General features: G+C 74.6%; 18 protein-coding genes and 3 riboswitches. Of the genes, 11 read left to right on the top strand and 7 right to left on the bottom strand.

Going from position 1 to position 25,016, the window contains the following annotated elements; translation table 11 throughout:
• The first annotated feature begins 4 nt into the window (after positions 1-4).
• Entirely contained in the window at positions 5-1,192 is a 1,188-nt protein-coding gene (locus ACFVGO_RS27480; RefSeq protein ID WP_380634613.1) for a saccharopine dehydrogenase family protein, read from the top strand.
• A gap of 9 nt (positions 1,193-1,201) precedes the next feature.
• Here ACFVGO_RS27480 and sigJ read toward each other — a convergent pair whose 3' ends face one another.
• On the bottom strand, positions 1,202-2,107 hold the full coding sequence (sigJ, locus tag ACFVGO_RS27475) for an RNA polymerase sigma factor SigJ (RefSeq protein WP_380634611.1): 906 nt from the start codon (positions 2,105-2,107) through the stop codon (positions 1,202-1,204).
• A gap of 218 nt (positions 2,108-2,325) precedes the next feature.
• Here sigJ and ACFVGO_RS27470 point away from each other — a divergent pair, with 218 nt between their 5' ends.
• A complete protein-coding gene (locus ACFVGO_RS27470) occupies positions 2,326-2,769 on the top strand; it encodes a hypothetical protein (RefSeq protein ID WP_359907901.1) in 444 nt (147 codons plus the stop codon).
• Between the two features lie 10 nt (positions 2,770-2,779).
• Here the strand turns inward: ACFVGO_RS27470 and ACFVGO_RS27465 are convergent, their stop codons facing one another.
• The 5 genes from ACFVGO_RS27465 to ACFVGO_RS27445 all read right to left on the bottom strand — a co-directional run bounded on the left by ACFVGO_RS27465 (position 2,780) and on the right by ACFVGO_RS27445 (position 9,461).
• A complete protein-coding gene (locus ACFVGO_RS27465) occupies positions 2,780-4,693 on the bottom strand; it encodes an alpha-galactosidase (RefSeq protein ID WP_380634609.1) in 1,914 nt (637 codons plus the stop codon).
• Positions 4,694-4,942: 249 nt separating this feature from the next.
• The gene (locus ACFVGO_RS27460; RefSeq protein ID WP_380634607.1) at positions 4,943-7,378 is read right to left on the bottom strand and encodes an RICIN domain-containing protein; all 2,436 of its coding nucleotides are present in this window, start codon (positions 7,376-7,378) and stop codon (positions 4,943-4,945) included.
• Between the two features lie 226 nt (positions 7,379-7,604).
• A complete protein-coding gene (locus ACFVGO_RS27455) occupies positions 7,605-8,171 on the bottom strand; it encodes a rhodanese-like domain-containing protein (protein ID WP_359907893.1) in 567 nt (188 codons plus the stop codon).
• A gap of 139 nt (positions 8,172-8,310) precedes the next feature.
• The gene (locus ACFVGO_RS27450) at positions 8,311-9,060 is read right to left on the bottom strand and encodes a sulfite exporter TauE/SafE family protein (RefSeq protein ID WP_359907890.1); all 750 of its coding nucleotides are present in this window, start codon (positions 9,058-9,060) and stop codon (positions 8,311-8,313) included.
• A complete protein-coding gene (locus ACFVGO_RS27445; RefSeq protein WP_380634604.1) occupies positions 9,057-9,461 on the bottom strand; it encodes a rhodanese-like domain-containing protein in 405 nt (134 codons plus the stop codon). The genes ACFVGO_RS27450 and ACFVGO_RS27445 overlap by 4 nt, the downstream gene beginning before the upstream one ends.
• A 343-nt stretch (positions 9,462-9,804) precedes the next feature.
• On the opposite strand from ACFVGO_RS27445, the gene ACFVGO_RS27440 reads away from it, so the two are divergent.
• The 3 genes from ACFVGO_RS27440 to ACFVGO_RS27430 all read left to right on the top strand — a co-directional run bounded on the left by ACFVGO_RS27440 (position 9,805) and on the right by ACFVGO_RS27430 (position 13,177).
• Positions 9,805-11,193, top strand: a complete 1,389-nt coding sequence (locus ACFVGO_RS27440; protein WP_380634602.1) for a rhodanese-like domain-containing protein — start codon at positions 9,805-9,807, stop codon at positions 11,191-11,193.
• 180 nt (positions 11,194-11,373) lie between these two features.
• Positions 11,374-11,495, top strand: a riboswitch (cobalamin riboswitch).
• Positions 11,496-11,591: 96 nt separating this feature from the next.
• Positions 11,592-12,668, top strand: a complete 1,077-nt coding sequence (locus ACFVGO_RS27435; protein ID WP_380634600.1) for a prenyltransferase/squalene oxidase repeat-containing protein — start codon at positions 11,592-11,594, stop codon at positions 12,666-12,668.
• Between the two features lie 29 nt (positions 12,669-12,697).
• The gene (locus tag ACFVGO_RS27430; RefSeq protein ID WP_380354076.1) at positions 12,698-13,177 is read left to right on the top strand and encodes a flagellar hook-length control protein FliK; all 480 of its coding nucleotides are present in this window, start codon (positions 12,698-12,700) and stop codon (positions 13,175-13,177) included.
• A 185-nt stretch (positions 13,178-13,362) separates the two neighbouring features.
• Here the strand turns inward: ACFVGO_RS27430 and ACFVGO_RS27425 are convergent, their stop codons facing one another.
• A complete protein-coding gene (locus tag ACFVGO_RS27425; protein WP_380634663.1) occupies positions 13,363-14,727 on the bottom strand; it encodes a hypothetical protein in 1,365 nt (454 codons plus the stop codon).
• Between the two features lie 198 nt (positions 14,728-14,925).
• Positions 14,926-15,003, bottom strand: a riboswitch (cobalamin riboswitch).
• An 83-nt stretch (positions 15,004-15,086) separates the two neighbouring features.
• A riboswitch (cobalamin riboswitch) is annotated at positions 15,087-15,228 on the top strand.
• Between the two features lie 180 nt (positions 15,229-15,408).
• Between ACFVGO_RS27425 and ACFVGO_RS27420 the strand changes: the two genes are divergently transcribed.
• From ACFVGO_RS27420 to ACFVGO_RS27395, 6 genes are all read left to right on the top strand, one after another.
• The gene (locus tag ACFVGO_RS27420; RefSeq protein WP_380634598.1) at positions 15,409-18,288 is read left to right on the top strand and encodes a prenyltransferase/squalene oxidase repeat-containing protein; all 2,880 of its coding nucleotides are present in this window, start codon (positions 15,409-15,411) and stop codon (positions 18,286-18,288) included.
• Positions 18,289-18,356: 68 nt separating this feature from the next.
• Complete coding sequence (locus tag ACFVGO_RS27415) at positions 18,357-19,394, top strand: hypothetical protein (protein WP_380634596.1); 1,038 nt, start codon at positions 18,357-18,359, stop codon at positions 19,392-19,394.
• A 91-nt stretch (positions 19,395-19,485) separates the two neighbouring features.
• Positions 19,486-20,595, top strand: coding sequence for a CbiQ family ECF transporter T component (locus tag ACFVGO_RS27410; protein ID WP_380634661.1), 1,110 nt, complete (start codon positions 19,486-19,488; stop codon positions 20,593-20,595).
• A gap of 4 nt (positions 20,596-20,599) precedes the next feature.
• The gene (locus tag ACFVGO_RS27405) at positions 20,600-22,243 is read left to right on the top strand and encodes an ATP-binding cassette domain-containing protein (RefSeq protein ID WP_359907874.1); all 1,644 of its coding nucleotides are present in this window, start codon (positions 20,600-20,602) and stop codon (positions 22,241-22,243) included.
• The gene (locus ACFVGO_RS27400; RefSeq protein WP_380634594.1) at positions 22,240-23,088 is read left to right on the top strand and encodes an ECF transporter S component; all 849 of its coding nucleotides are present in this window, start codon (positions 22,240-22,242) and stop codon (positions 23,086-23,088) included. The genes ACFVGO_RS27405 and ACFVGO_RS27400 overlap by 4 nt, the downstream gene beginning before the upstream one ends.
• A 426-nt stretch (positions 23,089-23,514) precedes the next feature.
• A partial coding sequence (locus ACFVGO_RS27395) for a hypothetical protein (RefSeq protein WP_380634592.1) occupies positions 23,515-25,016 on the top strand: 1,502 nt, incomplete at its 3' end.

Here is a 25,016-nt window from a genome sequence, read left to right as displayed (position 1 = left end):
CACGATGAAGCTGCTCGCCCTCGGCGGGGCCGGCGCGATGGGCCGGGTCTCCGCCCGGGTCGCGGCCGCCCTGCCCGGCGTCCACGAACTGGTGATCGCCGACCGGGACCTCGACGCCGCCCGCTGCGCCGCCGCCGCACTCGCCGCCGGCGCACCGGTGCCCGTCCGCGCGAGCCGGGTCGACGTCACGGACGGCCCGGAGCTGCACGCCGCCCTCGCGGACGCCGACGCCGTGCTGAACACCGTCGGCCCGTACTACCGCTACGGCCTCGACGTGCTGCGCGCCGCGATCCGCACCGGCACCCACTACCTGGACATCTGCGACGACTGGGAACCCACCGTCGCGATGCTGGAACTGGACGAGGAGGCCCGTGCCGCCGGAGTGCGCGCGGTGCTCGGCGCGGGCGCCAGCCCCGGCGTCAGCAACCTGCTCGCCGTCCGGGCCGCCGCCCGCCTCGACACCCTGACCGACGTGTACACCGCCTGGCCGGTGGACGTCGGCTCCATGCCCGACTCCTCCCGGCCCGACACCTCGCTGCGCGACCCGAACGGCGCGGTCTCGGCCGCCGCCGTGCACTGGATGCAGCAGATCAGCGGCACCGTCGCGACGGTGGAGGACGGCCGGCCGGTCCGGCGGCCCCCGCTGCGCCCGGTCGCCCTCGACCTGCCCGGCGGCCACCGCGGCACCGCCTACACCGTCGGCCACCCGGAGCCGGTCACCCTGCACCGCAGCCTGCGGCCCGGCGGCGACGCGGCCAACCTCATGGTGGTCTCCGTCGGCACCGCCGCCTACCTGGGCGTGCTGCGCGATGACCTCGACGCCGGACGGCTGACCAACGAGACCGCCGCCGCCGACCTCGACCGCCCCACCCTGCGCCGCACCCTGCGCGCGGCCGCCCGCGCCCCCCGGATGCGCGGGCCGGGCACCCTCCCGCCGTTCTTCGCCGCCGCCACCGGAACGCGCGACGGCCGACCGGCCGCGGCGCTCGCCCGCCTGGACGGCGCGGAGCGGTTCCTGGCGGACATGGCGGAGGCCACGGGCGTCCCGGCGGGGCTGGCGCTGGCGCAGCTGCTGGACGGCACGGTGCGGGCGGCGGGAGTGCACCCGCCGGAGGCGGTGATCGACGGGGAGCGGTTCTTCGCCGACCTGGCGCGGGAGTGCCCGGGGGCGGAGGTGGTGGAGGAGCTGTAGGCCGGGGTCTCAGCCGTCGCGCGGGTCGTCCTCCGTCCACGGGCGCAGCTTCTCCGGGTTGCGGACCGCCCAGATGCGGGTGATCCGGCCGTCCGCCAGCTCGAACGCCGCCACCGTCGCGGTGCGGCCGCCGTGCCGGGCCACCAGGCCGGGGCGGCCGTTGACGGTCCGTTCGAGGAGCGTGAGCCCGGGGGCCCGGTCGGCGAGGTGGACCAGGTACTGGGCGATCCGCTCGCCGCCCCGGACCGGGCGCAGGGCGGCGCCGGCCAGGCCGCCGCCGTCGGCGGTCATCGTGGCGTCGGGGGCGAGCAGGGCGATCAGGGCCGTGATGTCCCGGGCCTCCCAGGCCTCCTTGAAGTGCCGCACCAGACCGGCCTGCGCGCCCGTCGGCGTCGCCGGGGCCTGCGCGGCCCTGATCCGTCGGCGGGCGGAGGCGGCCAGCTGCCGGCAGGCCGCCGGGGTCCGGCCGACGATCCCGGCGACCTCGGGGAACGGGTAGCGGAAGACGTCGTGGAGGATGAACGCCACCCGCTCGGCCGGGGTCATCGCCTCCAGCACGACCAGGAAGGCCATGCTCACCGACTCGTCCAGGGTCACCCAGTCCGCCGGGTCGGCCGGTCCGCCGCTGCCGCCGGCCGGCCCGCCGATCCACTCGCCGCGGTCGGGCAGCGGCTCGGGGATCCACTCGCCCACGTAGCGCTCCCGCCGGGCCCGCGCCGATCCGAGCAGGTCCAGGCAGACCCGGGTGGCCACCGTGGTCAGCCAGGCGCCCGGCGAGGCGATGGCCTCCTGCTGCCGGCGGGGCAGCGCGTACCAGCGGGCGTACGTCTCCTGCACCGCGTCCTCGGCCTCGGCGAGCGAACCGAGCAGCCGGTAGGCGAGGTTGATCAGCTGCCGCCGCTCGCCGACGATCACGCTCAGCTCCGGTACGGGCCGCTCCCTGCCTCGTCTCGTCCGCCGGCGCTCTCGCCGCTCTCGCGGCTCCTGCCGTTCCCGCCGCTGCGACCCGACCACGGGCCGGCCTGCGATGTCCGGCCCGGGACGGACCCCGCCTCACACTTCGCCGGCCTGTGTCGTCGGATCACCGGGACACTATCGATCAACCGCCGCGAGGCAGAAGAGGGGCACACGACATGGCCATCCGCACCACGGCGAGGGCGGCGACGGGGACGGTGCCAGGAACGGCGGTGGAACAGCGCACCCGGGCCTTCCTGCGGGTCTCCGTCGCGCTCCAGACCGCGACCGTCCTCCTCCAGGCGGTCTCGGCCGGCCTGCTGCTCTCCACCTCCTACGGCGAACTGCTGCACGGCATCGGCGCGCGGGTGATGTACGGGGCCTCGATGCTGTACGTGCTCGCCGCCGTCCTGGCCTGGCGGCCGGGCGGCGGCTCGCCCCGCCCGATCCTGCACGCGTCGGGCTTCCTGGTGCTGGCCTCGGCGCAGGTCGTCCTCGGCGTCGCGCACGTGCCGTCGGTCCACGTCCCGCTGGGTGTGCTGATCTTCGGCCTGAGCGTGGCCGTGCTGGTCCGGATGCCGGCCGCCCGCTCCGTGCGGACGGCCGGCCCCGGGTCCTCCTGACGCGCTCGGCTCAGGAGCCGGGGGTCCAGCTCTGGCCGGCGGCCGGGCGGGTGGTGACGGGGGTGCCGGCGGTGCCGGCGCCCGCGTCGAGGGCGAGGCCGGTGGCGACGTTGGTGACGGTGACGCCGGCCGGGCCCTGCGTCAGCTTCCACTCCTGCCAGGGGTTGCCGGGCGACAGGTCGAGCAGGTAGGCGCTGTAGCCGGCCGAGCTCCCGGCGGAGAGCACGGTGTGCCGGTGGGTGGCGGTGGCGCAGTTGTCGGTGATCCGGACGGTGCCGTCGGGGTTGGTGGTGAAGGTCCACTGCTGCGCGGCGTCACCGGGGCGCGCGGGCTCCAGGTCGGTGATCGAGCCGATCGGCGCGGTGCAGGAGCCGAGCAGCGAGAGCGCGAGGCCGCCGCTGGTCAGCGTGTGGTACTTCCCGTCGTCGACGACGCCCGACGGCCCGCCCGTCGACGTCGGGGTGAGCCGGTAGAGGGCCGCGCCGTGCGCCGGGAGGGTGGCGCCGATCGGCCCGGTGACGGTCGAACTCGCGCCCGTCCACAGCTCCTTGGCCCGGTAGCCGGAGCCGCCGAGGCCGAGTTCGGTGAGACTGGTGGAGACGCTGCGGCCGGCCGACGGGTCCTGGTTGACCAGCAGCACGGCGGTGTCGCCGTTGGCGAGCTGCCGCTTGAGGACCACCGGCGCGCGCCCGTCGGCCGGCTTGGCGCCGACCAGGGTGGCGGGCTTGGCGAGGCCGTCCTGGTCGATCGCGATGACCTCGCGGTTCTTCAGGATCGCCAGGCTCGCGTCGTCGATCCCGGTGGACCAGGTGTAGCCGCCGTCGCTGTGCCGGGACTGCGCGGCGGTGCGCAGGTCGGCGCCGGAGATCAGCGGCGCGGCGAGCATGGCGAGGATCGAGGTCTCGGTGCGGGACTCGTCGTCGGTGAAGGGCTTGTGGCAGACGCAGGTGTCGGTGGTGCCCCACAGGCCGTAGACGTCCTGCCAGCCGGTGAACATCATGTCCAGGTCGTTCCAGCTGCCCGGGCGGACGTTGCCCGGGTACTGCAGCGCGGTCTGCAACTGCCCGTTCCAGAGCACCCCGTCGAGCTCGCTGTCCCGGTCGCCGCCGATCCGGCAGAGGTTGGCGACCTGGCCGCACCAGACGCCGGTGGGCGCGTAGCCGGGGGCGTGGAACGGGGCCGTCCCGGCGGCCTGGACCACCGGGTCGGTGCGGGCCGGGTCGTCGGCGGCGAGCAGGTACGGGACGCCGGTGTGGGCGGGCTGGGCGGAGACGCTGAGGGTGACCCTGGGCCTGCCCTGGGCGGCGGAGGCGGCGTCCAGGGCGCGCTGGAAGGTCTGCACCCGGGCGTAGACCGAGCGGGTCAGCTCCTTGCCCTCGCCCTGGGTGTAGTAGTTGTGCCCGTCCGGGCCGACGATCTGCGGGCCGTACGGGCAGTCGTCGTACTTGACGAAGTCGACGCCCCAGGAGACGAAGTCGGCCGCGTCGGTGGACTCGTGGCCGAGGCTGCCGGGGTGCATCTGGCAGGTGAGGTAGGTGTCGGTGGCGTAGAGGCCGAACTTCATGCCCTTGCCGTGCGCGTAGCGGGCCAGGTACTCGATGCCGTTGACGCTGCGCCCGTCCACGGTCTGCGCGGGGAAGTGGTCGGGGCGGGGGATCAGGTGGCCGGAGGTGGGGTCGTTGCCGGTGCCGTCGGTGCCGCTGACCGGGTTCCCGGCGTTGTCGTACAGCTGCATGCCGCCGTCGGCGTTGCGGACCAGGTCGGTGCTCTGGCCGTCGCGGTGCCAGAGCGACCAGCCGTCGTCGATGGTGACGGTGTCGTACCCGGCCGCCACCAGGCCGTTCGCGGCCATGAAGTCGATGGTCTGGACGACCTGCTCCTGGGTGACCTCGGTGCCGAGGGAGTTCCAGGAGTTCCAGCCCATGGGCGGGGTCAGGGCGTTGCCGTTGCCGAGCGCGGCGGCCGGCGCGGCCGTGCCGAGGCCGACGGCTCCCAGACCGGCGGTGGCGAGGGCGAGGGACAGGAGGGATGCCGCGAGACGGCGGCGGGTTCGGCGTATGTGCGCACTCCTGAGGATGTGGGGGGACCGGTTGGTCGGGAAAGCTCATGGGGGGAGAGGGGATCGCGGCCGGCCGGGTGGGGCCGGCCGGCCGCGGGTGGGGCGGTGTGGGGGTCAGTCGGTGACGGTCGCGGTCGCGGAGCGGCCCGGGGCGAGGGTCACGGTGGTGGAGGTGTAGGTCACGCCGTCGACGGTCGTGGTGCGGGCCTCGCGCGGCGCGCCGTCGACGGTGACGCGGGCGTGCTGCCCGGGGAAGCGGGCCTCCCAGGTCAGCCGCTCGGTGCCGGTGTTGGTGACGGTGCTGCGCTGGGTGCCGTCGTGGCGGACGGTCACCGTGCCGGCGCCCACCGGGATGCCCGCGACCTGGAGCCAGCCCATCGAGGAGGGCAGCTGCGGGGCGGTGGTGAGCGCGTGGCCGGCGGCGTCCGGGGTGACGCCGAGCAGGCCCTGGACGGTCTGGGCGAGCAGCGTGAACGGGACCTCGGGGTAGTCGCCGTTGAGCATCGCGCCGCTCACGTGCGGCTCGCCGGTGCTCTCGTAGATGTGCCGCATCCACTTCCAGGCGGTGGTGCCGTCGTGGTTGGCGAAGAAGGCGTCCGGGAGGTAGGTGTAGGCCTCCAGGTTGGCCGAGCGCTCCGGGCCGGAGTCGGCGGCGTCGACGGCGGCGAGGAAGCCGTCCCGGCGCGGGCCCGGGTCGAGCAGCCGCTTGACCGGCATCAGCACGCTCGCCTCGTAGCCCCAGCCGGTGATCGGCCTGCCGGTGGTGTCGTAGCCGTGGACGACCTCGCCGGGCTGCGAACCGTCCACGCTCCAGGTGGAGTTGACGTACGTGTGCAACTGGTCGGCGGCCTTCCGGTAGCCGGCGGCGGAGGCGGCGTCGCCCCGGGCCTCGGCCAGCGTCGCGGCGGCGAGGTAGGCCTGGTACTGGGCGCCGACCGCGTCGCCCGCCTCGGCGTAGGTGCGGGTGGCGTTCTCGGCGTAGCTGGCGGTGCCGGCGAAGATGCTGCGGCTGGTGGCCTGCGGGATCGGCACCCCGCCGTTGTCGACCGGGCCGGGGCGGGCGGCGATGAACGGGCCGAGGGTGTTGCGGACGTAGCGGCCCAGGCCCGGGTCCTCGGCGTAGTCCCGGTCGCCGGTCCAGCGGAAGGCCTCGCCCGCCTGCTGGACGAGTTCGAACGGCGCGGGCAGCTCGCGGACGAAGCGGTCCGGGCCGCGGTAGTCGATGGCCGCGTAGCTGCGGGCGTCGAAGTTGAGCGCCCAGACCGGGTAGAGCCGGTTGACGTCGGTGGCGGAGGCCGCGAAGCCGCGCAGCATGGTCTTGTTCTCGGCGTCCAGCCCGAGCAGGTGGGCGCCGACCAGCTGGTGGGCGAAGTCACGGCTGTAGAAGGCGGAGCGGAACGGGTAGCCGGCCCAGTAGGAGGCGTCGTAGGTGGTGGTGCCGGTGCCGCCGGGGTGGTTCTCGTCCTGGTCGAGCACGCCGGTGGCGCCGGGCTGCTGCACCCAGCTGTTGGCCTTGGTCTTGGCCCAGTCGAAGAGGGCGACGACCTCGGGGTCGGAGGAGCTGATCACCGGGTCGTTGGGGGCGGACGGGGCGACGGCGGCGTCGTCGACGTTGACCCAGCCCGTCGGGGAGGAGCCGATGGTGAGGGTGAGCCGGTCGCCGGCGGCGACCCGCACCCGGGGGAGGGTGTACTTCGCGTAGGTGGACTGCTCGGGCAGCGGCAGGGAGTGCACCGCGGTGCCGTTGACGCTCACCGAGAGGCTGCCGCCGGCGCCGCCGGTCGCGATCCAGGCGGACAGGTCGTAGGTGCCCGCGGTGACGGCGGTGACCTGCTGGCTCACCGTGTAGCCGGGGCCGGCGTCGAGGTAGGCGAGGCGGCTGCCGCCGTGCGGGTTGTTGGTGGCGGTGCCGGTGTGGGCGGTGAAGGTCCAGCCGTCGGCGGTGGGGGCGCCGGTGGTGGACGAGCCGTCGGCGGTGGGGGCGCCGGTGGTGGGGGCGCCGCTCCCGCTGCTCTGCTCGAAGCCGGGGTCGGCGAGGACCAGCGGCTCGGTGCGGGTGAGCGTCCAGCGGTGGGCGGGGCGGTTGTCGCAGTGGTGGTTCGCCGGGGCCGGGCCGGCGGTCAGACAGGCGCCGGTGCCGCGGACGGTGAGGGTGTAGGTGCCCTGCGGAGCACGGGAGACCGTGAAGCGCTCGGCCTCGGGGGCGGAGCCGCAGTCGGCGGTGGCGGGGCGGCGGTCCGGGCCGCCGAGGGTGAGGCAGCGGCCGCTGGCGGCGTTGACCAGGAGGTACTCGCCGCCGGTGCGGCGCAGCTGCCAGCGCTGGCTGAGCAGCCGTCCGCAGGCCGCGCCGAGCACCGGGGTGCCGGGGGCGGGCTGGGCGTACTGGGGGCCGAGGCAGGAGCCGTCCAGTGCGGAGCCGAGCAGGTAGCTGCCGCCGTCGACGAGCGGTGCTCCGGCGGCGGCCGGGGCCGGGGCGGCGCCGAGGGCCTGGGCGGTGAGGACGGCCAGGAGGGCGAGACCGGTGGGTAAGGCGCGGGGGCGGGGCGGCATGGCTGAGCTACCTCCGGTCGGTCGGTGGGTGGTCGCGTTGGAACGTTCAAATCAGCTGGGAAAGCCGAGCTATGATGCATCGCATGTGATGGGTGACATTTCACATGGTTGTTTCGGTCGCGTCAACGGGATGTGCGGTAAGGGCTTCCGGGAGGTGACCGGGACGAATGGTGAAGGCTCCCGCCCGACGGGGGTGGGCGGGAGCCTTCACGTCCTGGGACGGGGTTCAGCGCTTCAGGGTGGCGAGCGTCTCGTCCAGGCTCGGCGTGCCGGGGCGGGGCCGGTTGTACGGGAGCCTGGAGAGCATCGATCCCATCGCGCAGGTGTTGGTCAGCGCGGAGAAGGCCAGCCCGCCGCCGACGGCCGCGGAGACCCAGCGGGCGCCCGGCAGGGCGAGGTCGATCAGCACCCCGGCCAGCACCAGCGAGCCGGCCACCAGGCGGACCTGGCGGTCCAGTGCCCACACCCGGCGGGCGCCGGCCACCTGGTCCAGCGGTCGGCCGGCATCGGCCCAGGCGTTGGTGCCGCCGGTCAGGGTGAGGGTCGGGATGCCGGCGTCGGACAGCTGGCGGCACGCGTTGTCGGCGCGCGGCCCGGCGGCGCAGACGACGGCGATCTCGCCGTGCGCGGCGGCCTCGCGCAGCGTGGGCAGGGCGCGGTCCAGCTGGTCGAGCGGGACGTTGAGGGCGCCGGGGATGTGGCCCGCGGCGTACTCGCCGGGGGAGCGGACGTCGATGAGGGTGAGCTGCCCGAGGCGGGGCTGGAGCTGCTCGACGGTCAGCGGCGTGGTCATGGGGGGTGGGGTCCTCTCCGGAAGGGGGTGTGGCTGGGGGTTGGGGGGTCGGGGGCTGGGCGTCGGCCCGTCGCGGTGGCACCGTGGTCGGCCCGTCGCGGTGGTCGGCCCGGCGTGCTGATCGGCCCGGCGTGGTGAATCAGGCGAGCGTGGTGATCAGCATCAGCGCGGCGACGGCGAGCAGGGCGACGGCGAAGGCCTTCCGCAGGGTGCGCCCGCTGAGCTTGTCGGCCAGCCGTTTGCCGTCCCAGGCGCCGAGGATCGCGGCTCCGGTGAAGGGGGCGGCCACGGCCCAGTCGATCGCGCCGGTCGCGCCCAGGCGGGGCAGCAGGGCGGCGAGCGAGTTGGCGGTGATGACCAGCAGGCTGGTGCCGACCGCCTCGGCCATGGTGAAGGCGAGCACCGAGACCAGGGCCGGTACGGCGAGGAAGCCGCCGCCGACGCCGAGCAGTCCGGTGACGGCGCCGAGTCCGGCGCCCGCGGCCGTGGAGCGGCCGAGTCCTGCGGCGGAACGTTCCTGCGCCTCGGCCTTGGGCGGCCTCAGCATCCGGAAGGCCGCGAGCGCCGCCAGTACCGCGAAGGCGCCGGTCAGCAGCGCGCCCGGCAGGTGGGCGGACAGCGCCCCGGCGGCCGCGGCGAGGGGCAGTCCGGCGGCGGCGAACAGGGCGCCGGTGCGCCAGCGGACCCGGCCCGCCCGGGCGTGGGCGATCAGGCCGGTCAGGGAGGTCGCGGCGACGATCACCAGGCTGGCCGTCGTGGCCAGCGCCGGGCTGAAGCCCAGCAGGTAGACCAGGGCGGGTACGGCGAGCATGCTGCCGCCGCCGCCCAGCCCGCCCAGGGCGAGCCCGACCACCGCGCCGGCGGCGAGTGCCAGGAGCAGCGTGGTCATATCACGTGCCCGGCGCTTCCGTCGGGCGTGGTGACCGGGAGCCCGGACAGGGCCCAGGCGTTCATGCCGCCGGCCACGTTCAGCACCTCGACGCCGCGCTGGGCGAGCAACTCCGCGGCGCGCTGGGAGCGGTGGCCGGAGCGGCAGATCGCCAGCGCGGTCCGGCCGGCCGCCGCGGGCGGCAGCGGGACACCGGCGACCAGGCCGATCAGCGGCTGGTGCAGCGCGCCGGGGGCGTGCCCGGCGGCGTACTCGGCGGCCTCCCGGACGTCGAGCAGCACGGCGGCGCCGGTGCGGGCGAGTTCGTGGGCCTCGGCGGGGGTGGTCCGCCCGGGGGTGCGGTGTCCGTGGGCGCGGTGTTCGTGGGGAGCGGACCCGTGGGCGCGCGGCAGCAAAGGCATGCGGTGTCTCCAGTGGTGCAGACCGGACCGCAGTGGTCCGGCAGGTCGGGGGCGGCGCGGGCGTCCGTACGGGCCCGGTGGCCCGGTACGGCGGCGTGGCCGGTGCGTCCTCGGCCCCGCCCGTATCGGCTCGGCGGCGGTGGCCGGCCCCCTCGATGGCTTCACCATAGTACCCCCGGGGGTATTATCGAAATCGTTCGGACATACCCCCGCCCGTATCGGCTCCCGAAGCCGTATGCTCGCAAATATACCGAGGGGGGTATCACGATGGCGCTGTGGCGCCCAGGAATCCGGCTTCGCCGACCAGGAGAAGGCCGAGGCCCGACCCGGAGGAGACAACCCCGTGATCTTCAGCCAGTACTACCTCGACTGCCTCTCCCAGGCCTCCTACCTGATCGCCGACGAACGCACCGGCCGGGCCGTGATCGTCGACCCCCGCCGGGACGTCGACGAGTACCTCGCCGACGCCATGTCGCGTGGCCTGACCGTCGTCGGCGTCATCAACACCCACTTCCACGCCGACTTCCTGGCCGGCCACCTCGAACTCGCCGCCCGCACCGGCGCCTGGATCGGCTACGGTCACCGCGCCGAGACCGAGTACCCCATCCGCAAGCTCACCGACGGTGAGCGGATCGAACTCGGCGACGTCACCGTCCAGGTCCTCGAAACCCCCGGCCACACGCCCGAGTCGATCAGCATCCTGGTCTTCGAGCAGCCCGACGACACCGTCCCGTACGGTGTGCTCACCGGCGACGCGCTGTTCATCGGCGATGTCGGCCGCCCCGACCTGCTCGCCTCGGCCGGCGTCACCGCCGCCGAACTCGGCGCGATGCTCTACGACAGCGTCCACCGCAAGCTGCTCGCTCTGCCCGACGAGACCCTCGTCTTCCCCGCCCACGGTGCCGGCTCGGCCTGCGGCAAGAACCTCTCCGCCGACCGCCAGTCCACCATCGGGGCGCAGCGACTGACCAACTACGCCTGCCGGCCCATGGACCAGGACACCTTCGTCCGCATCGTCACCGCCGGCCAGTCCACCGCCCCCGCCTACTTCGGCCACGACGCCGCCCTCAACCGGAAGGACCGCCCGCTGCTCGATCCCGCGAACGCAGCCCGCCCGCTGTGCCCCGAGGGCTTCAAGGAGGCCCGTAACGCGGGCGCCGTCGTCCTCGACGCCCGCAGCCCCCAGGACTTCGGCGCGGGACACATCCGCGGCGCCATCAACGTCCCCGTCGACGGCCGCTTCGCCGAACAGGCCGGCACCGTCCTCACCCCCGACAGCAGCATCGCGATCATCGCCCCGCAGGACCGCGAGGGCGAGGTCGTCACCCGCCTCGCCCGCATCGGCTTCGACCGCATCGCCGGTTACCTGCGCAACCCCGGCAACGCCCTGCCCGCCCTCGCCGACGAGGTCGCCCCCGCCGGCCGCCTCACCGCCGACCAGCTCCGTACCGCCCTCACCGACGCGCAGCCCCCCACCGTCCTGGACGTGCGCACCTGCGGTGAGCGCGAAACCGGCTCCATCGAAGGATCCGTGCACATCCCCCTGACCGAACTCCCGGGCCGCCTCGACGAGATCCCCACCGACCGCCCCCTCGTCGTCCACTGCGCCAGCGGCCACCGCTCCTCCATCGCCGCCAGCCTGCTGCGCCACCACGGTCACGCCGAGGTCTCCGACCTCCTCGGGGGCTACAGCGGCTGGCACGCCCTCACCCGCCCCGCTCAAGCGTCATGAGGCCTGGACCAAGGGCGAGCCTCACTGCGAACCGGACGGCCCCGTCGTCGGTGGTGATCAGGTCGTCGGCCTGGCCGGCCTCGTCGGCCTCGGCTCGGTGATGACGAGGCCACTGTTCAACAGGGGATTCGGGCCCGGGGTCTCTTGACCCGTTGTTCGGGGCATCGCCATGATGGGCCGTCATGTTGTGACTCCGCCGATGGGGGAAGTCCGGTTCGAATCCGGCGCTGACCCGCAACGGTAGGCCGCCGACCCCGCGTCGGCGGCGAGCCCGAGTACCCGTCGGCGGAGGTGTGTCACCCCTCCTCCCGTCGTGGTCTGCGGGCCGGAGCCCGCTGGCCCCTCGGCGCTCGCCGACGCCTTCCGGGCCCCTGCGCGCGGGCCCGGAAAGGCAGCCCATGCCCGCCGTTCGCCGCTCCCTCGGCCCGCTCGCGATACCCGTCCTCGCCCTCGCCACCCTGTTCCCGGCGGCGGCCACCGCCCATGCCGCTCCCGCCGCCGCGACCTCGTCGCCGACGGTCCGTCCCGACGCCGCCGCCGGCGGTTGGCTGGCCCGGCAGCTCGTCGACGGTGACCACTTCGAGTCCGTGTTCAACGGCACCGCCTACCCCGACCAGGGCCTGACCATCGACGCCGTGCTGGCCTTCGCGGCCTCGCACGGCTCCGACGAGGCCGCCGCGAAGGCCACCGCCTGGCTGGCGAAGCCCGAGGTCATCGGCGGCTACCTCGGCGACGGCACCACCGAGGCCTACGCGGGCGCGACGGCCAAGCTGCTGCTCGCCGTCGAGGTGCGCGGCGGGAACGCGGCGTCCTTCGGTGGCGTCGATCTGCCGGCCCGGCTGCGCTCGCTCCAGACCGCCGAGGGCCGCTTCTCGGACCGCTCCCAGTGGGGCGACTACAGCAACGCCTTCGGCCAGTCGCTGGCCCTGATCGCCCTGCACCGCACGCCCGGTGACGCCCCGGCGGCGGCCGTGGACTACCTCGCCAACAGCCAGTGCGCGGACGGCGGCTTCCCCGTCTCCTTCGGCCAGGCGACCTGCACCGGCGACCCGGACGCCACCGCGCTCGCCGTCCAGGCCCTCGCCGCCACCGGCCGCACAGCCAAGGCGAACGCGGGCCTCGGCTGGCTGACCACCCACCAGAACGCCGACGGCGGGTTCGCGGCCGCCGGGGCGACCACGTCCAACGCCAACACCACCGGCCTCGCCACCCAGGCGCTGCTGGCCGGCGGGCGCTTCGGCGCCGGCCTCAAGGGCTGGAGCCGGCTGGTGAAGTTCCAGCAGGGCTGCTCGGCCGACCCTGCCGTGCGCGGTGCGGTCGCCTACGACGCCTCCGGCTTCAACGCGGGCAACGGCGCCCGGGCCACCGCGCAGGCCGTCCTCGGCCTCGCCGGCACCCCGCTCGCCACGCTCTCCGCCGCCGGGGCCCGCCCGGACGCGCCCACCCTGGCCTGCCCGGCCCCGGCCGCGTACTGAACACGCCCGAAACCAGGAGGAGTTCACCGATGAGCGACACCCTCACTCCGGCGCGCCCGGTCCGCCGTACGCTCGGCTCGATCGCCGCGGCCGCCGCCCTCACCGCCGGTCTGCTCGGCGTCTCCGCCGTCCAGGCCCCGCAGGCTCGGGCCGCCGCTTGCGGCGGGACCACCGGCGTCACGGTCGTGGTCGACTTCACCGCTGTCGGCGGCGGCATCCAGACCGGCTGTGCGCTCGGCGACCCGGCCAGCGGCCTGGCCGCGCTGACCGGCGCCGGATTCAGCTACGCCTTCCACCCGCGCTTCCCGGGTTTCGTCTGCACCGTCAACAGCCTGCCGACAACCTGCACCAACCCCACCGGCAGCGCCTACTGGTCGTACTGGCACGCCCAGCACGGCGGCCCCTGGTCGTACAGCGGCCTCGGCGCGGGCAGCTACAACCCGGCCCCCGGCGACGTCGAGGGCTGGTCCTTCGGCGCCGGCGCCCAACCCGGCATCACCGCTCCCTGACCCGCCTGCCCGTACACGTCGACGCCCCGGCCTCCCCGACGAGGGAGGCCGGGGCACAGGGGTCGGGCGTGAGGTGCCCGCCGGCGCCGGACGAGGTGGTCGTGCAGCAGTACGCTGCCGACCGCCGCAGCCGAGCACGCACGGCCGCCGCGGGACTGCCGCCGCGGCTTCGCCCTGTCGGTTGATCAGCTGCCGTAGCTCAGCGAGACGGTGTCGCCGAGGTGGACGGTGGTGGCCCGGGTGGCGGCGGTGGCGGTGGCGCCGTCCAGGCCGACCTGCCAGGTGGAGGAGCCGCTGTTCGCGGTGCCGTTGAGCGCGGTGACGGTGCCGCCGCCGGTGGACGGGGTGACGGAGGTGACGCAGCCGCTCGGAGTGGCGGTGGCCGCCGCGTCGAGGACGTCGCCGAGGGTCGTGGTGGTGCCGGTGGGGGTGAGGGTGACGGCGCAGACCTTGAGGTTGCTGGTGCCGTCGTCGACGACCAGTGCGAGCCGGGCGGCCGTACCCGCGGTGAAGCCGGTGGTGGCGGCCCAGGCGGGTTCGCCCGCGGTGGTCGGCGCCGGCGGGGTGGCGGTGAACCCGGCGCCGGCGACGGCGCGCAGGCCGTCGACGGAGGCGTACGGGGACGGGGAGGTGTCGGTGGGCAGGTACTTGAAGCCGCCACCGGGCTTGAACTGCTGGGCGACGAGGAAGTCGACCGGGGTCTTGCCGGTGCCGCTGGTGAAGTCGGTGCCCTGGGGGTTGATGCCGCAGGCGTTGAGGCCGGACACGGCCCAGCCGTTGGAGTCGGTGTTGACGCCGAACATGGCGTTGAAGGCGCCGGAGGAGGCGAGCTTGCCCTTGAGGAAGTTCTTCGCGGCCACGATCGCGGCGTCGGTGCCCGGGACGCCGCCGACACACAGGGAGGCCATGGCGGCACCGGTCATGTCGATGTCGCTGCCCTGGGCGAGCGCGGTCGGGTCGCCGGCGGCCTTGCTGTAGTTCCAGCCGCCGTCGTTGTGCTGGTTGGCGCGCACGGTCGCGACCGAGGCGTTCAGCAGGGACTGCGGGACGCGTTGTCCGCCGCTCCGGGTCTTGGCGCCGCCGAGGGCGAGCAGGCCGAAGACGGTCCCGTTGAAGTTCGCGGACGGGCCGTAGTAGCCGGGTTCGGCGGTCTGCCAGTAGGCGGCGAGGTCGGCCACGAGGTTGCGGCCCGGGCCGATCCGCGCGGGGTCGATGCCGGCCGCGTAGGAGTTGAGGATGCCACGCTCGTAGTCGGTGACGACCGGCGAGGTGCTCGGCCAACTGCTCGCGGCGAGCTGGTTGCGGTAGACCAGGCGCGCGTTCTTGCTCGTGTCACCGCCAGGGGCGACATCGGCCGCGGCGGTGCCGGCGGCGGCGAGCGCGCTGAAGGCCCACTCGTTGGAGAGCCCGCCGCCGGTGACGTAACTGCCGTCGGCGGCCTGGAGGGACTTGAGGTACGTGACGCCGGTGGTCCTGGAGGTGGCTATCTGGCTCGGCGAGGCGGTGGCGTGCGCAGGGACGGCCGACATCAGGAGGGCGCAGGCGGCCATCGAGACGGTCGCCGCGGAAGCGAGGCGTGAGGAGACGAAGCGCGAGTGCGCGGGAACGGACACGGAACGGGCTCCTTGGGGTGACGGGCGCGCCGGTCCTGCCCCGGGACCCCAGCGCTCGTCCGAGAGCGCGGTGGTACGGGGCGGCGGCCGCCCGGATCGCGTGGGCGGGCTGGTGCTGGTGCTGCACGACCGCGCGGGCATTCGGGCTCGGGGCCGGTGCAACCACCGCCCCACACCGCTGCGCGTCAGCTCCGGATTCGCACCGGATTCCCCCGCTCGGCCACCGCGGACGTTACCGCACCCGTGAACGGATCTACGAGGTGGCGAAAGTGACATGACGACTCGTTGACGACGACTCCGAGCACATGGTGTGATGAACCGCTTTTTAGTCCTCGGCAGTCAGGGGAAGCCGGTCCGATTCCGGCGCTGACCCGCAACCGTAGACCCGCCCGCAAGGGCCGGTGAGCCGGAATGCCTGCGCCGGGGCCTTGTTCATGAGTACATGCGTCGTCGTGGACTACGACGCGGTCGCGACGGCGCCCCGTGCCGGGGAGAGCCGTCGGCTGCGCCGTGGGACCCCGACGACCGATCGGGGAGTCGCCGGTGAGGGTCAGCAGCAGTCCTACGCGTCACAGAAGCAGAGAACTGGGCTCGCTTCTGATCACCACGGCCGTCGCAGTGGCCGCGGGAGGAACCGTCCTGCTGGGCCACCCCGGCTCCGCGGCAGCCGATCCGATCGAGCAGTGCACGGCGACGACGGGCGCGATCGTCGCCGTCGACTTCAGCCACTGGGGCGGCGGGGTCGTCCGGGGCTGTGACGCCCACCCGACGACGGGGATGAACCTGCTGCACAACGCGGGATTCACCACGACCGGCACCGAGCGCGACGGGCCCGCCTTCATCTGCCGACTCGGCACCGGGACCTTCAACGGCGGTGTCCAGTACCCGACTCCGGCCGAGGAGCCGTGCGTCAACACCCCGCAGGCCACCGCGTACTGGTCGTACTGGATCGCCGCACCCGGCCAACAGACCTGGTCCTACAGCCGGTTCGGCGCCGGCACGCAGCAGCCCAAGCCCGGCGAGGTCGAGGCCTGGGTGTACGGCGGCACCGACATCGGGGGCACCAGCGGGGCGCCGGACTTCACCCCGGACTCGGTCCGCGCGAAGAACGGTGGCTCCTCGGCGTCCCCTTCGCCTTCCTCGTCCCCCTCCGCGAGCGCCTCGCCGTCCGCCACGTCCCCGGGGACGCCGAGCCCCACCGGCACGCCGTCCCCCATCGGTGATCCGGCCGCCGCGGCCGCCTGGCTGGCCGGTCAGCTCGTCGGCGGCGACCACATGGAGAACTGGGCCGCCCCGGGGCCGGACTACCCCCGGACCGCCCTCACCGCCGTCGCACTCGCCGCCGCCGGAACGCAGGACCCGGCACTGCGCAAGGTGGTCGGCTTCCTCGCCGACCACATCGATGCCTTCCTGTACCCCGACGGCCCCGCCGGCGCACCCGACACCAGAGCCGCCGCCCTGCTGGCCCTCGTCGCCGAGAGCACCGGCCGCGACCCCCGCACCTTCGGCGGGCGGGACCCGCTTGCCGCGCTCACCGACCACGTCTGCACGGCAGCCGGGGAGAACGGGAAGTGCACCGCCGCCGGGGACTTCCTCGGCGCGGCCTCGCCCTGGGTCCAGTCCCTCGGGGTCATCGCGCTCCAGCGCGCCGGCATCACCCCACCCGCCCCGGCACTCGCCCGGTTCACGGTCCTCCAGTGCGACGACGGCGGCATGGCCGGCTCGATGATCGTCGCGGGTGACCACTGCGAGTCCGACCCGCTCACCACCGCGATCGCCGTCCTCGCCCTGCGCACGGCCCCCGGCTACGAGGCGGCCGCCGAGAAGGCCGCCGACCGGCTCGCGGCGAGCCAGCAGCCCGACGGCTCCCTCCTTCCCTACGCCGGCGCCCCCGGCGACACCACCAGCACCGCGAGCGCCGCCCAGGCCTTCCGGGCCACCGGCCAGGGCGCCCGACAGGCCGCCGCCACCGCCTGGCTCGCCGCCCGGCAGGGCAAGGACGGCGGCTTCGGCCCCGACGAGTCGACCACCGACCCGGACGCCGCCGCCACCGAACAGGCCATCCTGGCCCTGACCGGCACCGACCTCACCAGCGTCCGGCACAACCCGGACGGCGCCACCACCCCGCCGACCACGCCGACCACCACGCCCCCGACCACGCCCGCCGGGAGGAAGCCCGACGCCGCGAAGGGGAGCGCCTACCTCACCGACCCGGCCCGGCTGATCGACGGTCACTACTACGAGGGGTTCCCGGCCTTCGCCGACTTCGGCCTGACCATCGACGGCGCCTACGCCCTGGCCGCCACCGGCACCGACGACGCCGCGCTGCGCCGGATCGTCGACTTCCTGGACCAGCAGGGCAAGGACGCGAGCGAGCGCACCGTCAACGACTGGACGGCCATCGGCACCGAGTACGCCGGCGGCGGGTCCATCGGCAAGGAGGCGCTGCTCGCCGAGGTCGTGGGCCGCGACCCGCGCGCCTTCGGCGGCCGCGACCTGATCGCCGCCCTCGCCGCGATGGTGTGCACCAAGGCCGACGCGAACACCGGCTGCGCCGCCCCCGGCAACTACGTCTACGCGACCTCGGTGTTCTCCCAGGCGCTCGCCGTCATGGCCCAGCTCCGGGCCGGCGACGCCGCCGGCGCAGCCCCTGCGATCGCCTACCTGAAGGGCCTGCAGCACCCGGACGGCTCCTGGCCGAGCCTGATCCCGGCCACCGGCGACTCGGATGTGGACAGTACGGCGATGGCCGTCATGGCCCTGGCCCTGGTTCCGGGCGACGAGGCGGCGCAGGCGGTCGACAGGGGGACCACCTGGCTGGCCGCGCGGCAGCTCCCCGACGGCGGATTCCCCGGCGCGGCCGGAGACTCCACCAACTCGGCCGCGCTCGCGATCCAGGGCATGACGCTCCGTCGGTCGATCCACGGTGCACAGATCGCCAAGGCGCTCGACTTCCTCGCCGGGCAGCAGAACGGCGACGGCGGGTTCAACGTCGCCTCGGGCGGCCAGCAGGGCTCGGACGTCCGTGCCTCCACACAGGTGCTCGGCGGCGCCACCGGGATCTCCTTCGGCACGCTGAGCCGCAACCTCGGGGGTACGCCGACGCCGACTCCCACGGGGACGCCGACCGGAACGCCCACGGGGACTCCCACGGGGACACCGACCGGCACGCCCACGGGCACCGCGACCGCGACCGGTACGCCGACCCCGACGGGCACCGGCACGCGGACCGCGACGACGTCCCCGACCTCCGTCGCGCCCGGTCCCGGTGACGGCTCGACCACCCGTCCGTCCGACGCCCCGCTCGCCGGTGGCCCGGTCGGCGGTGGTGTTCCCATCAGTGCCGGTGCCGGGCGGTCCGGTACCGGCGGCCTTGCGGCCACGGGGAGCGAAGCACTCGCACTGACGGGGGCCGCCGGTCTGCTGACCGTGCTCGGCGCCGCGGCCGTCCTGGCCGCCCGCCGTCGCACCGCCTCGGGCCCGGGGCGTCACCGGTGATCCGGCGCTTCGGCCGGCTGCCGGGCGCAGCCGCCACGACGCTGGCCGTCGCGTTCGGGGGTGTTGCCGTGGGCACCGCCCCGGCGTCCGCGGCGCCGCTGCCGATGGACCAGTGCACCACCACCTCCGGTGTCGTGCTCGCCGTGGACTTCAGCAAGTGGGGCGGGCCGCTGCTGCGCTCCTGCGGCACCACTCCCACCACCGGTTACACCCTGCTCAACCAGGGCGGCTGGAAGACCACCGGCACCGGCCACGACGGCCCGGCCTTCATCTGCCGGATCGGCTACAGCGGGTTCCAGGGCGGCAAGCAGTACCCGACCCCGGACCAGGAGAAGTGCGTCCTGACGCCCCCGGCCACCGCCTACTGGTCGTACTGGCACGCCGACCCGGGCCAGAACACCTGGTCGTACAGCCAGCTCGGCGCGATGCTCTACCAGCCGAAGCCGGGCAGCGTCGACCTGTGGATCTTCGGCGGCACCGACATCGAGGGCACCGAGGGCCGCCCGACCTTCTCGCCCGACAGTGTCCGGGCGCGCGACTCCAGCCCCGGTGGGCAGCCGGCCGACCCGGGTCAGGGCACCGCGGGCGGCTCCGGCGGTGCCTCGGGCGGTTCCGGCAGCGGGTCGACGAGTGGCGGTGCCGGGACGACCGGCGGCAGCGGTTCCGGCAGCGGCTCCGGCGGGTCCACCGGCACGACCGGTGGCTCCGGTACCGGTCGGGCCCCGGCTCCCACCAAGCCCCCGGCGGGCGGAGCCCGTCCGCCCGCGCCCGGCACGCCCCCCGGCACGGCCGGCACCCCCGAGGACGGCATCACCCCGCCGGGTGCGCCCGAGTCGACGCCGGTGCCCGCGACACCGGTACCGGTCGAGCCGCCCACCGCGCTGCCCACGGACACGCCGAGCGACCGGCCGACGGAGCAGTCCGCCGTGGCCGCGCCGACGCCCGCCCCCGCCGTACCCGGCGGAGTGGTGAACGCCGACCCGGTGGCCGACGCCCCGCACGACTCCGGCTCGATGGTCCCCGCCGTGGTCGCGGTCGTCCTCGTCGTGGTGCTCGGGGCGGCCACCGTGATCGCGGCGCGGCGGCGCCGCCGACGGGCCGAGTGATCCGGTGACCACGCTCGACAAGGCCGTCGCCGGCTCTTCCCCGCAGTCCGTCCCCGGGCGGGCGGCGGGGAGCGGGCGCGTCCCGCGGAACCTGCACCCGCTGGCCTGGTGGGCCTGGGCGCTCGCCCTGGCGACGGCGGCCAGCCGCACCACCAACCCGCTGCTGCTCCTGCTCGTCCTCGCCGTGCTCGGCTATGTGGTGACGGCCCGCCGCAGCGAAGCCCCGTGGGCGCGCGGCTTCGGCTACTACCTGTGGGTGGCCCTGACCGTGGTGGCGATCCGGGTGGTCTTCCGCTGCGTCTTCGCCACCGGCATCACCCCGCACGACCACCTGCTCTTCTCCCTGCCGCACATCCCCACCCCCGCCTGGTACGCGGGCATCCGGATCGGCGGCCCGGTCTCCCTGGAGGCCACGCTCTCGGCGGCCTTCGACGGGCTGCGGCTGGCCTGCCTGATCTGCTGCATCGGGGCGGCCAACACCCTGGCCAACCCCAAGCGGGCGCTGCGGGTCCTGCCGGGTGCGCTGTACGAGCTGGGCGTCGCCGTGACGGTGTCGCTGAGCGTCGCGCCGCAGCTGGTGCAGAGCGTCCAACGCGTCGCCCGGGCCCGGCGGTTGCGCGCCGGGCAACGCAAGGGCGTTCGCGCCCTGCGCGGCATCGTGGTGCCGGTCCTGGAGGATGCGCTGGAGCGCTCGCTCAGCCTGGCCGCCGCGATGGACTCGCGCGGCTACGGGCGTTCCGGTACGGCCTCGCGCCGCTCCCGCCGGCTCACCGGCGCATTGATGCTGCTCGGCATGTGCGGCCTGTGCGCCGGGGTGTACGGGCTGCTGGACGGCACGGCGCCCGCCGCACTGGGCCTGCCGGCCTTCCTGGCGGGCGCCGTGCTGTGCGTGGCCGGCCTGCTGCTCGGCGGGCGGCGCGTCCGGCGCACCACCTACCGCCCGGACCGCTGGCGGGCCGCCGAGTGGGCGGTCGCCGGGTGCGGGGTGACCGCCGCCGTACTGCTGTTCGCCACCGTCGGCTACGACGCCACCGACCTGAACCCCTCGCTCTACCCGCTGACCTGGCCGGCCCTGCCGCTCGTCCCGGTCCTCGCCCTGCTGCTGGCGGGCGCCGCGGGGATCGTCTCCCCACCGCCGGGCCGAACACCCGCAGCCTCCGCCCGACTCCCACCAGGACCGACCGCTCGCACACCGAGGTGACCACGTGATCCGATTCGACCAGGTCGGCGTGGTGTACGACGGCGCGACGACGCCCGTCCTGCGCGACGTCGACCTCCACATCCCGGAGGGCGAGCTCTGCCTGGTGGTCGGCCGCACCGGCGCCGGCAAGTCCACTCTGCTCGGCGCCGTCAACGGCCTCGTGCCGCACTTCACCGGCGGCACCCTGCGCGGGCGCGTAACCGTGGACGGCCGCGACACCGCCCACCACCCGCCACGTGAACTCGCCGACGTGGTCGGCGTGGTCGGGCAGGATCCACTGGCCGGCTTCACCACCGACACGGTGGAGGAGGAACTGGCCTACGTCATGGAGCAGTTGGCGATCCCGCCGGAGGTCATGCGCAAGCGCGTCGAGGAGACCCTCGACCTGCTCGGCCTGGCCGAGCTGCGCCACCGCGCCCTGCACGAGCTCTCCGGCGGGCAGCAGCAGCGCGTCGCCATCGGCTCCGTCCTCACCGCACACCCCCGGGTGCTGGTGCTGGACGAGCCGACCTCCGCCCTGGACCCGACGGCCGCCGAGGAGGTGCTGGCCGCGATCACCCGGCTGGTGCACGACCTCGGCGTGACCGTCCTGTTGGCCGAGCACCGGCTGGAGCGGGTGGTCCAGTACGCCGACCGGGTCGCCTACCTGCCCGGTGACGGGACGGTCGTGCACGGGCCGCCGGCGGAGGTCTTCCGGGACACCGCGATCGCGCCGCCCGTGGTCGACCTCGGCCGGCTCGCGGGCTGGCAGCCGTTGCCGCTGTCCGTCCGGGACGCCCGCCGCGCCGCCGTGTCCCTGCGCGAGCGGCTCACCGACGTGCCCGTTCCTCCGCCGCGCCGGGCAGCGGTGGCGGGGGAACGGGTGCTGGACGCCCGGGGGGTGGTCGTCCGCTACGGTCCGGTGGCCGCCGTCCGGGACGTCGACCTGGCGCTGCGCGCGGGCGAGGTCACCGCGCTGATGGGCCGCAACGGCTCCGGCAAGTCCTCGCTGCTGTGGGCCCTGCAGGGCTCCGGGCCCCGCCAGCGCGGCAGCGTGGAGGTCACCGGCACGGCGGGCGGGAAGGCCGAGGACCCCAAGCGCCTGCCCGCGGCCCGGGCCCGGCAGCTGGTCGGACTCGTCCCGCAGACCCCCACCGACCTGCTCTACCTGGAAACGGTCGCCCAGGAACTCGCCCAGAGCGACCTCGAAGCCGACCGCGGGGGCGGGCCGACCGCACGGCGGATCCTCGACCGCCTCGCCCCCGGGATCCCGGACGACACCCACCCCCGGGACCTCTCCGAGGGCCAGAAGCTGGCCCTGGTGCTGGCGATCCAACTGTCCGCCGCACCGACGGTGGTGCTGCTGGACGAGCCCACCCGGGGCCTGGACTACCAGGCGAAGGAGGCGCTCACCGGCATCGTGGACGCCCTCGCCACCGAGGGGCGCGCCGTCGTGGTGTCGACCCACGACGTCGAGTTCGTCGCCTCCGCCGCCGACCGCGTGGTCGTGATGGCCGAGGGGGAGGTCGTCGCCGACGGTCCCACCGCCGAAGTGATCGTCGCCTCACCGACCTTCGCCCCGCAGACCGCCAAGATCCTCGCCCCGCTGCCCTACCTGACCGGCCGGCAGGTCGCCGAGGCCCTCGAACCGGCAGAGGCGGCCCGATGACCGCCCTGCGGATCCCCGGCCGGGCCCGCATCGTCGTCGCCCTGGCCGCCTTCATCGGGCTCGTGGCCTTCACCTGGCCGTTCCTCGTCGCCCCCGGGAAGTTCGGCTCCAACTACGCCCCACCGCTGATCTTCGGTGCCCTGCTGGTCCTGGTGCTCGCCGTCGTCATCGCCGAGATCTCCGCCGGAGGCATCGACGCCAAGGCCCTGGCCATGCTCGGCGTCCTGTCGGCCGTGAACGCCGGACTCCGTCCGCTCGGCGCCGGCACCGCCGGGGTGGAGACGGTCTTCTTCATCCTCGTCCTGGCAGGGCGGGTCTTCGGCCCTGGCTTCGGCTTCACCCTCGGCTGCACCTCGCTGTTCGCCTCCGCCCTGCTCACCGGCGGCGTCGGCCCCTGGATGCCCTACCAGATGTTCGGCTGCGCCTTCGTCGGCATGCTCGCCGGTCTGCTGCCGAAAGTCCGGCGGCGCCGCGTGGAGGTGCCGATGCTGGCCGCCTACGGCGCGTTCTCCGGCTACCTGTTCGGCTTCCTGCTCAACCTCTCCTTCTGGCCGTTCTCGACCGACCCCAACAGCTCCATCGCCTACCTGCCGGGTCTGCCCTTCACCGAACAGTGGCACCGCTACCTGCTGTTCGACCTCGCGACCTCGCTCGGCTGGGACACCGGCCGCGCCGTCACCACCTTCACCGCCGTCCTCGTCGTCGGGCCCGCCGTCCTGACCGTCTTCCGCCGCGCGGCCCGCCGCGCCAACTTCGAACCCACCGTGCGCTTCGAGGCCCCGGACGGCACCGGCACCGCGGCGGTGCCGGCTGCCGCGCGGCCGGTGGAGACGGCGCCCTCGTGAACCGGAAAGGTCAATGCCGTGCCCAAACCCGGGACGCCCCGAACGGCGAGGATGGACGGAGCCCGGTTCGTCGTCCTCACCGGAGCGGTCCTCGCGCCCGGACACCCGGGCCGGCTGCGCCTCCACGGAATTCCGGCAGGGTGAATCCCCGCTGCTGCGGGCCGACCAGTGGGATCGAACGGCCGACAATCGATGACAACCGCTGATGCCGCCGGGTGATTGCGCATTCTCCGGGTCTGAAGTGCCGCGTGGGAAACCGGGAGGCCGGAAATCGGGCGATCCCGCTTTCGGCCAGTGCGGGTCCGGTTCTCGCCGCATGCGGTGAATCGGGCTTCCCCGCTTTCTGTCCGGCAGGACAGTGCTGGTACAGGGGCCGTGCCCGTGGGGGGCGAGCGCCCGCACAGCAGAAGCAGGGGGTTTTCAGCGGTGGCATATCTGAACTACGAAATCCTCACCGACCCGGCTCCGCTCCAGGTGTCGGAGGCGGGTGAGGAATCGCGGGGAGCCGTTTACCTCGTCGTCTCCAATCCGACCACCGACGACGCGCTCTGGTTCTCCACCGAGGTGCGCGTGCCCTTCGGGGAGAAGGACGGCGACCTGACGCCGGATCCGAAGGCGGTCGCCGTGCGGATCGCGCAGAACAGCGCGACGGACCCGGCGGACGAGCCGACGGTCGGCTGGGACCCCACGACGGGTCTCCTCAGGGTGGCCGCCCGGGACCCCGGCCGCTCCGTGTTCAAGGGAAGCGGCTCGCTGGTCCTGGTGCTGGAGGGCTTCCCGGTCTCCGCCAAGGCGGGCCTGGTCCTGCTGCGGGTGGCGGAGCGGGCCGCGAACGGCCCCTGGGTGAAGACGAACCCCGTGACCCTGAGCCTGCTCAAGCGGGAACCCAAGGTGCCGCGCAACTTCCGGCCCAGGGCGTCCCTGGTGGCCGCGGGCAAGGACGTCGTCCTGCAGTGGAGCGGCCCCGACGACCTCACGTACCAGATCCAGGGCCCGGACGGCCCCCCGGAACCGGTCCCGCCGAGGACCGGGACGGCGGCCGGCTGGCAGTGGTCGCCGAAGCCGGGCCAGGAGCCGAAGCGGGACGCCACCTACACCCTGATCGCCACCTCGCCGAGCCGGCAGCAGCCGGGCTACATCCTGACCACCACCGTCCATCTGCGCAGCCCCGAGTTCGAGGGCGTGACGGCGACCGACGGGGTGCACACCCCGTGGGTGGAGGGGACGACGGACCGGGGCCGGGTCGTCCTCACCGCGCAGGGTGCGCAGGTGCGGAACGACTCCGACGCGCCCGGGACGGTCTCCGCCGCCACGGCGGACGTCGACACCGTGACCGCCGCGTGGGTGCGGGGCAGGGACGGCAGTGCCGGGTGGATCCAGTTCCCGTCGGACGGGATCAAGGTCGGCCACGGCGCCGGCAACGACCTGGGAACGGTCACGGCCGAGAAGATCAGCGTGAACGGCATCAACACCACGTGGGTGGGGGACCGCGACTCCGGCAAGGGGTGGATCGACTTCCCGCAGTCCGGCGTGAACGTGCGCAAGGACGGACAGCAGGAGTGGGGGACGGTGGCCGCTGACAAGGCGGATCTGAACGGTGTCAACACGAAGTGGGTGCAGGGGCGTTCGGCGAGCGACGGGTGGATCGAGTTCCCGCCCGCCGGCCTCAACGTGTTCCAGGGCGCCGGGAGCCGTGAGTGGGGGACGGTGGCCGCTGACAAGGCGGATCTGAACGGTGTCAACACGAAGTGGGTGCAGGGGCGTTCGGCGAGCGACGGGTGGATCGAGTTCCCGCCCGCCGGCCTCAACGTGTACCAGGGCGCCGGAAGCCGTGAGTGGGGGACGGTGGCCGCTGACAAGGCGGATCTGAACGGTGTCAACACGAAGTGGGTGCAGGGGCGTTCGGCGAGCGACGGGTGGATCGAGTT

This window comes from Kitasatospora sp. NPDC057738 (assembly GCF_042798815.1).
GTDB classification, from domain to species: domain Bacteria; phylum Actinomycetota; class Actinomycetes; order Streptomycetales; family Streptomycetaceae; genus Kitasatospora; species Kitasatospora lactacystinica.
Note: the sequence above shows the minus strand (reverse complement) of the source record. Positions and strands in the feature narration are given on the sequence as shown.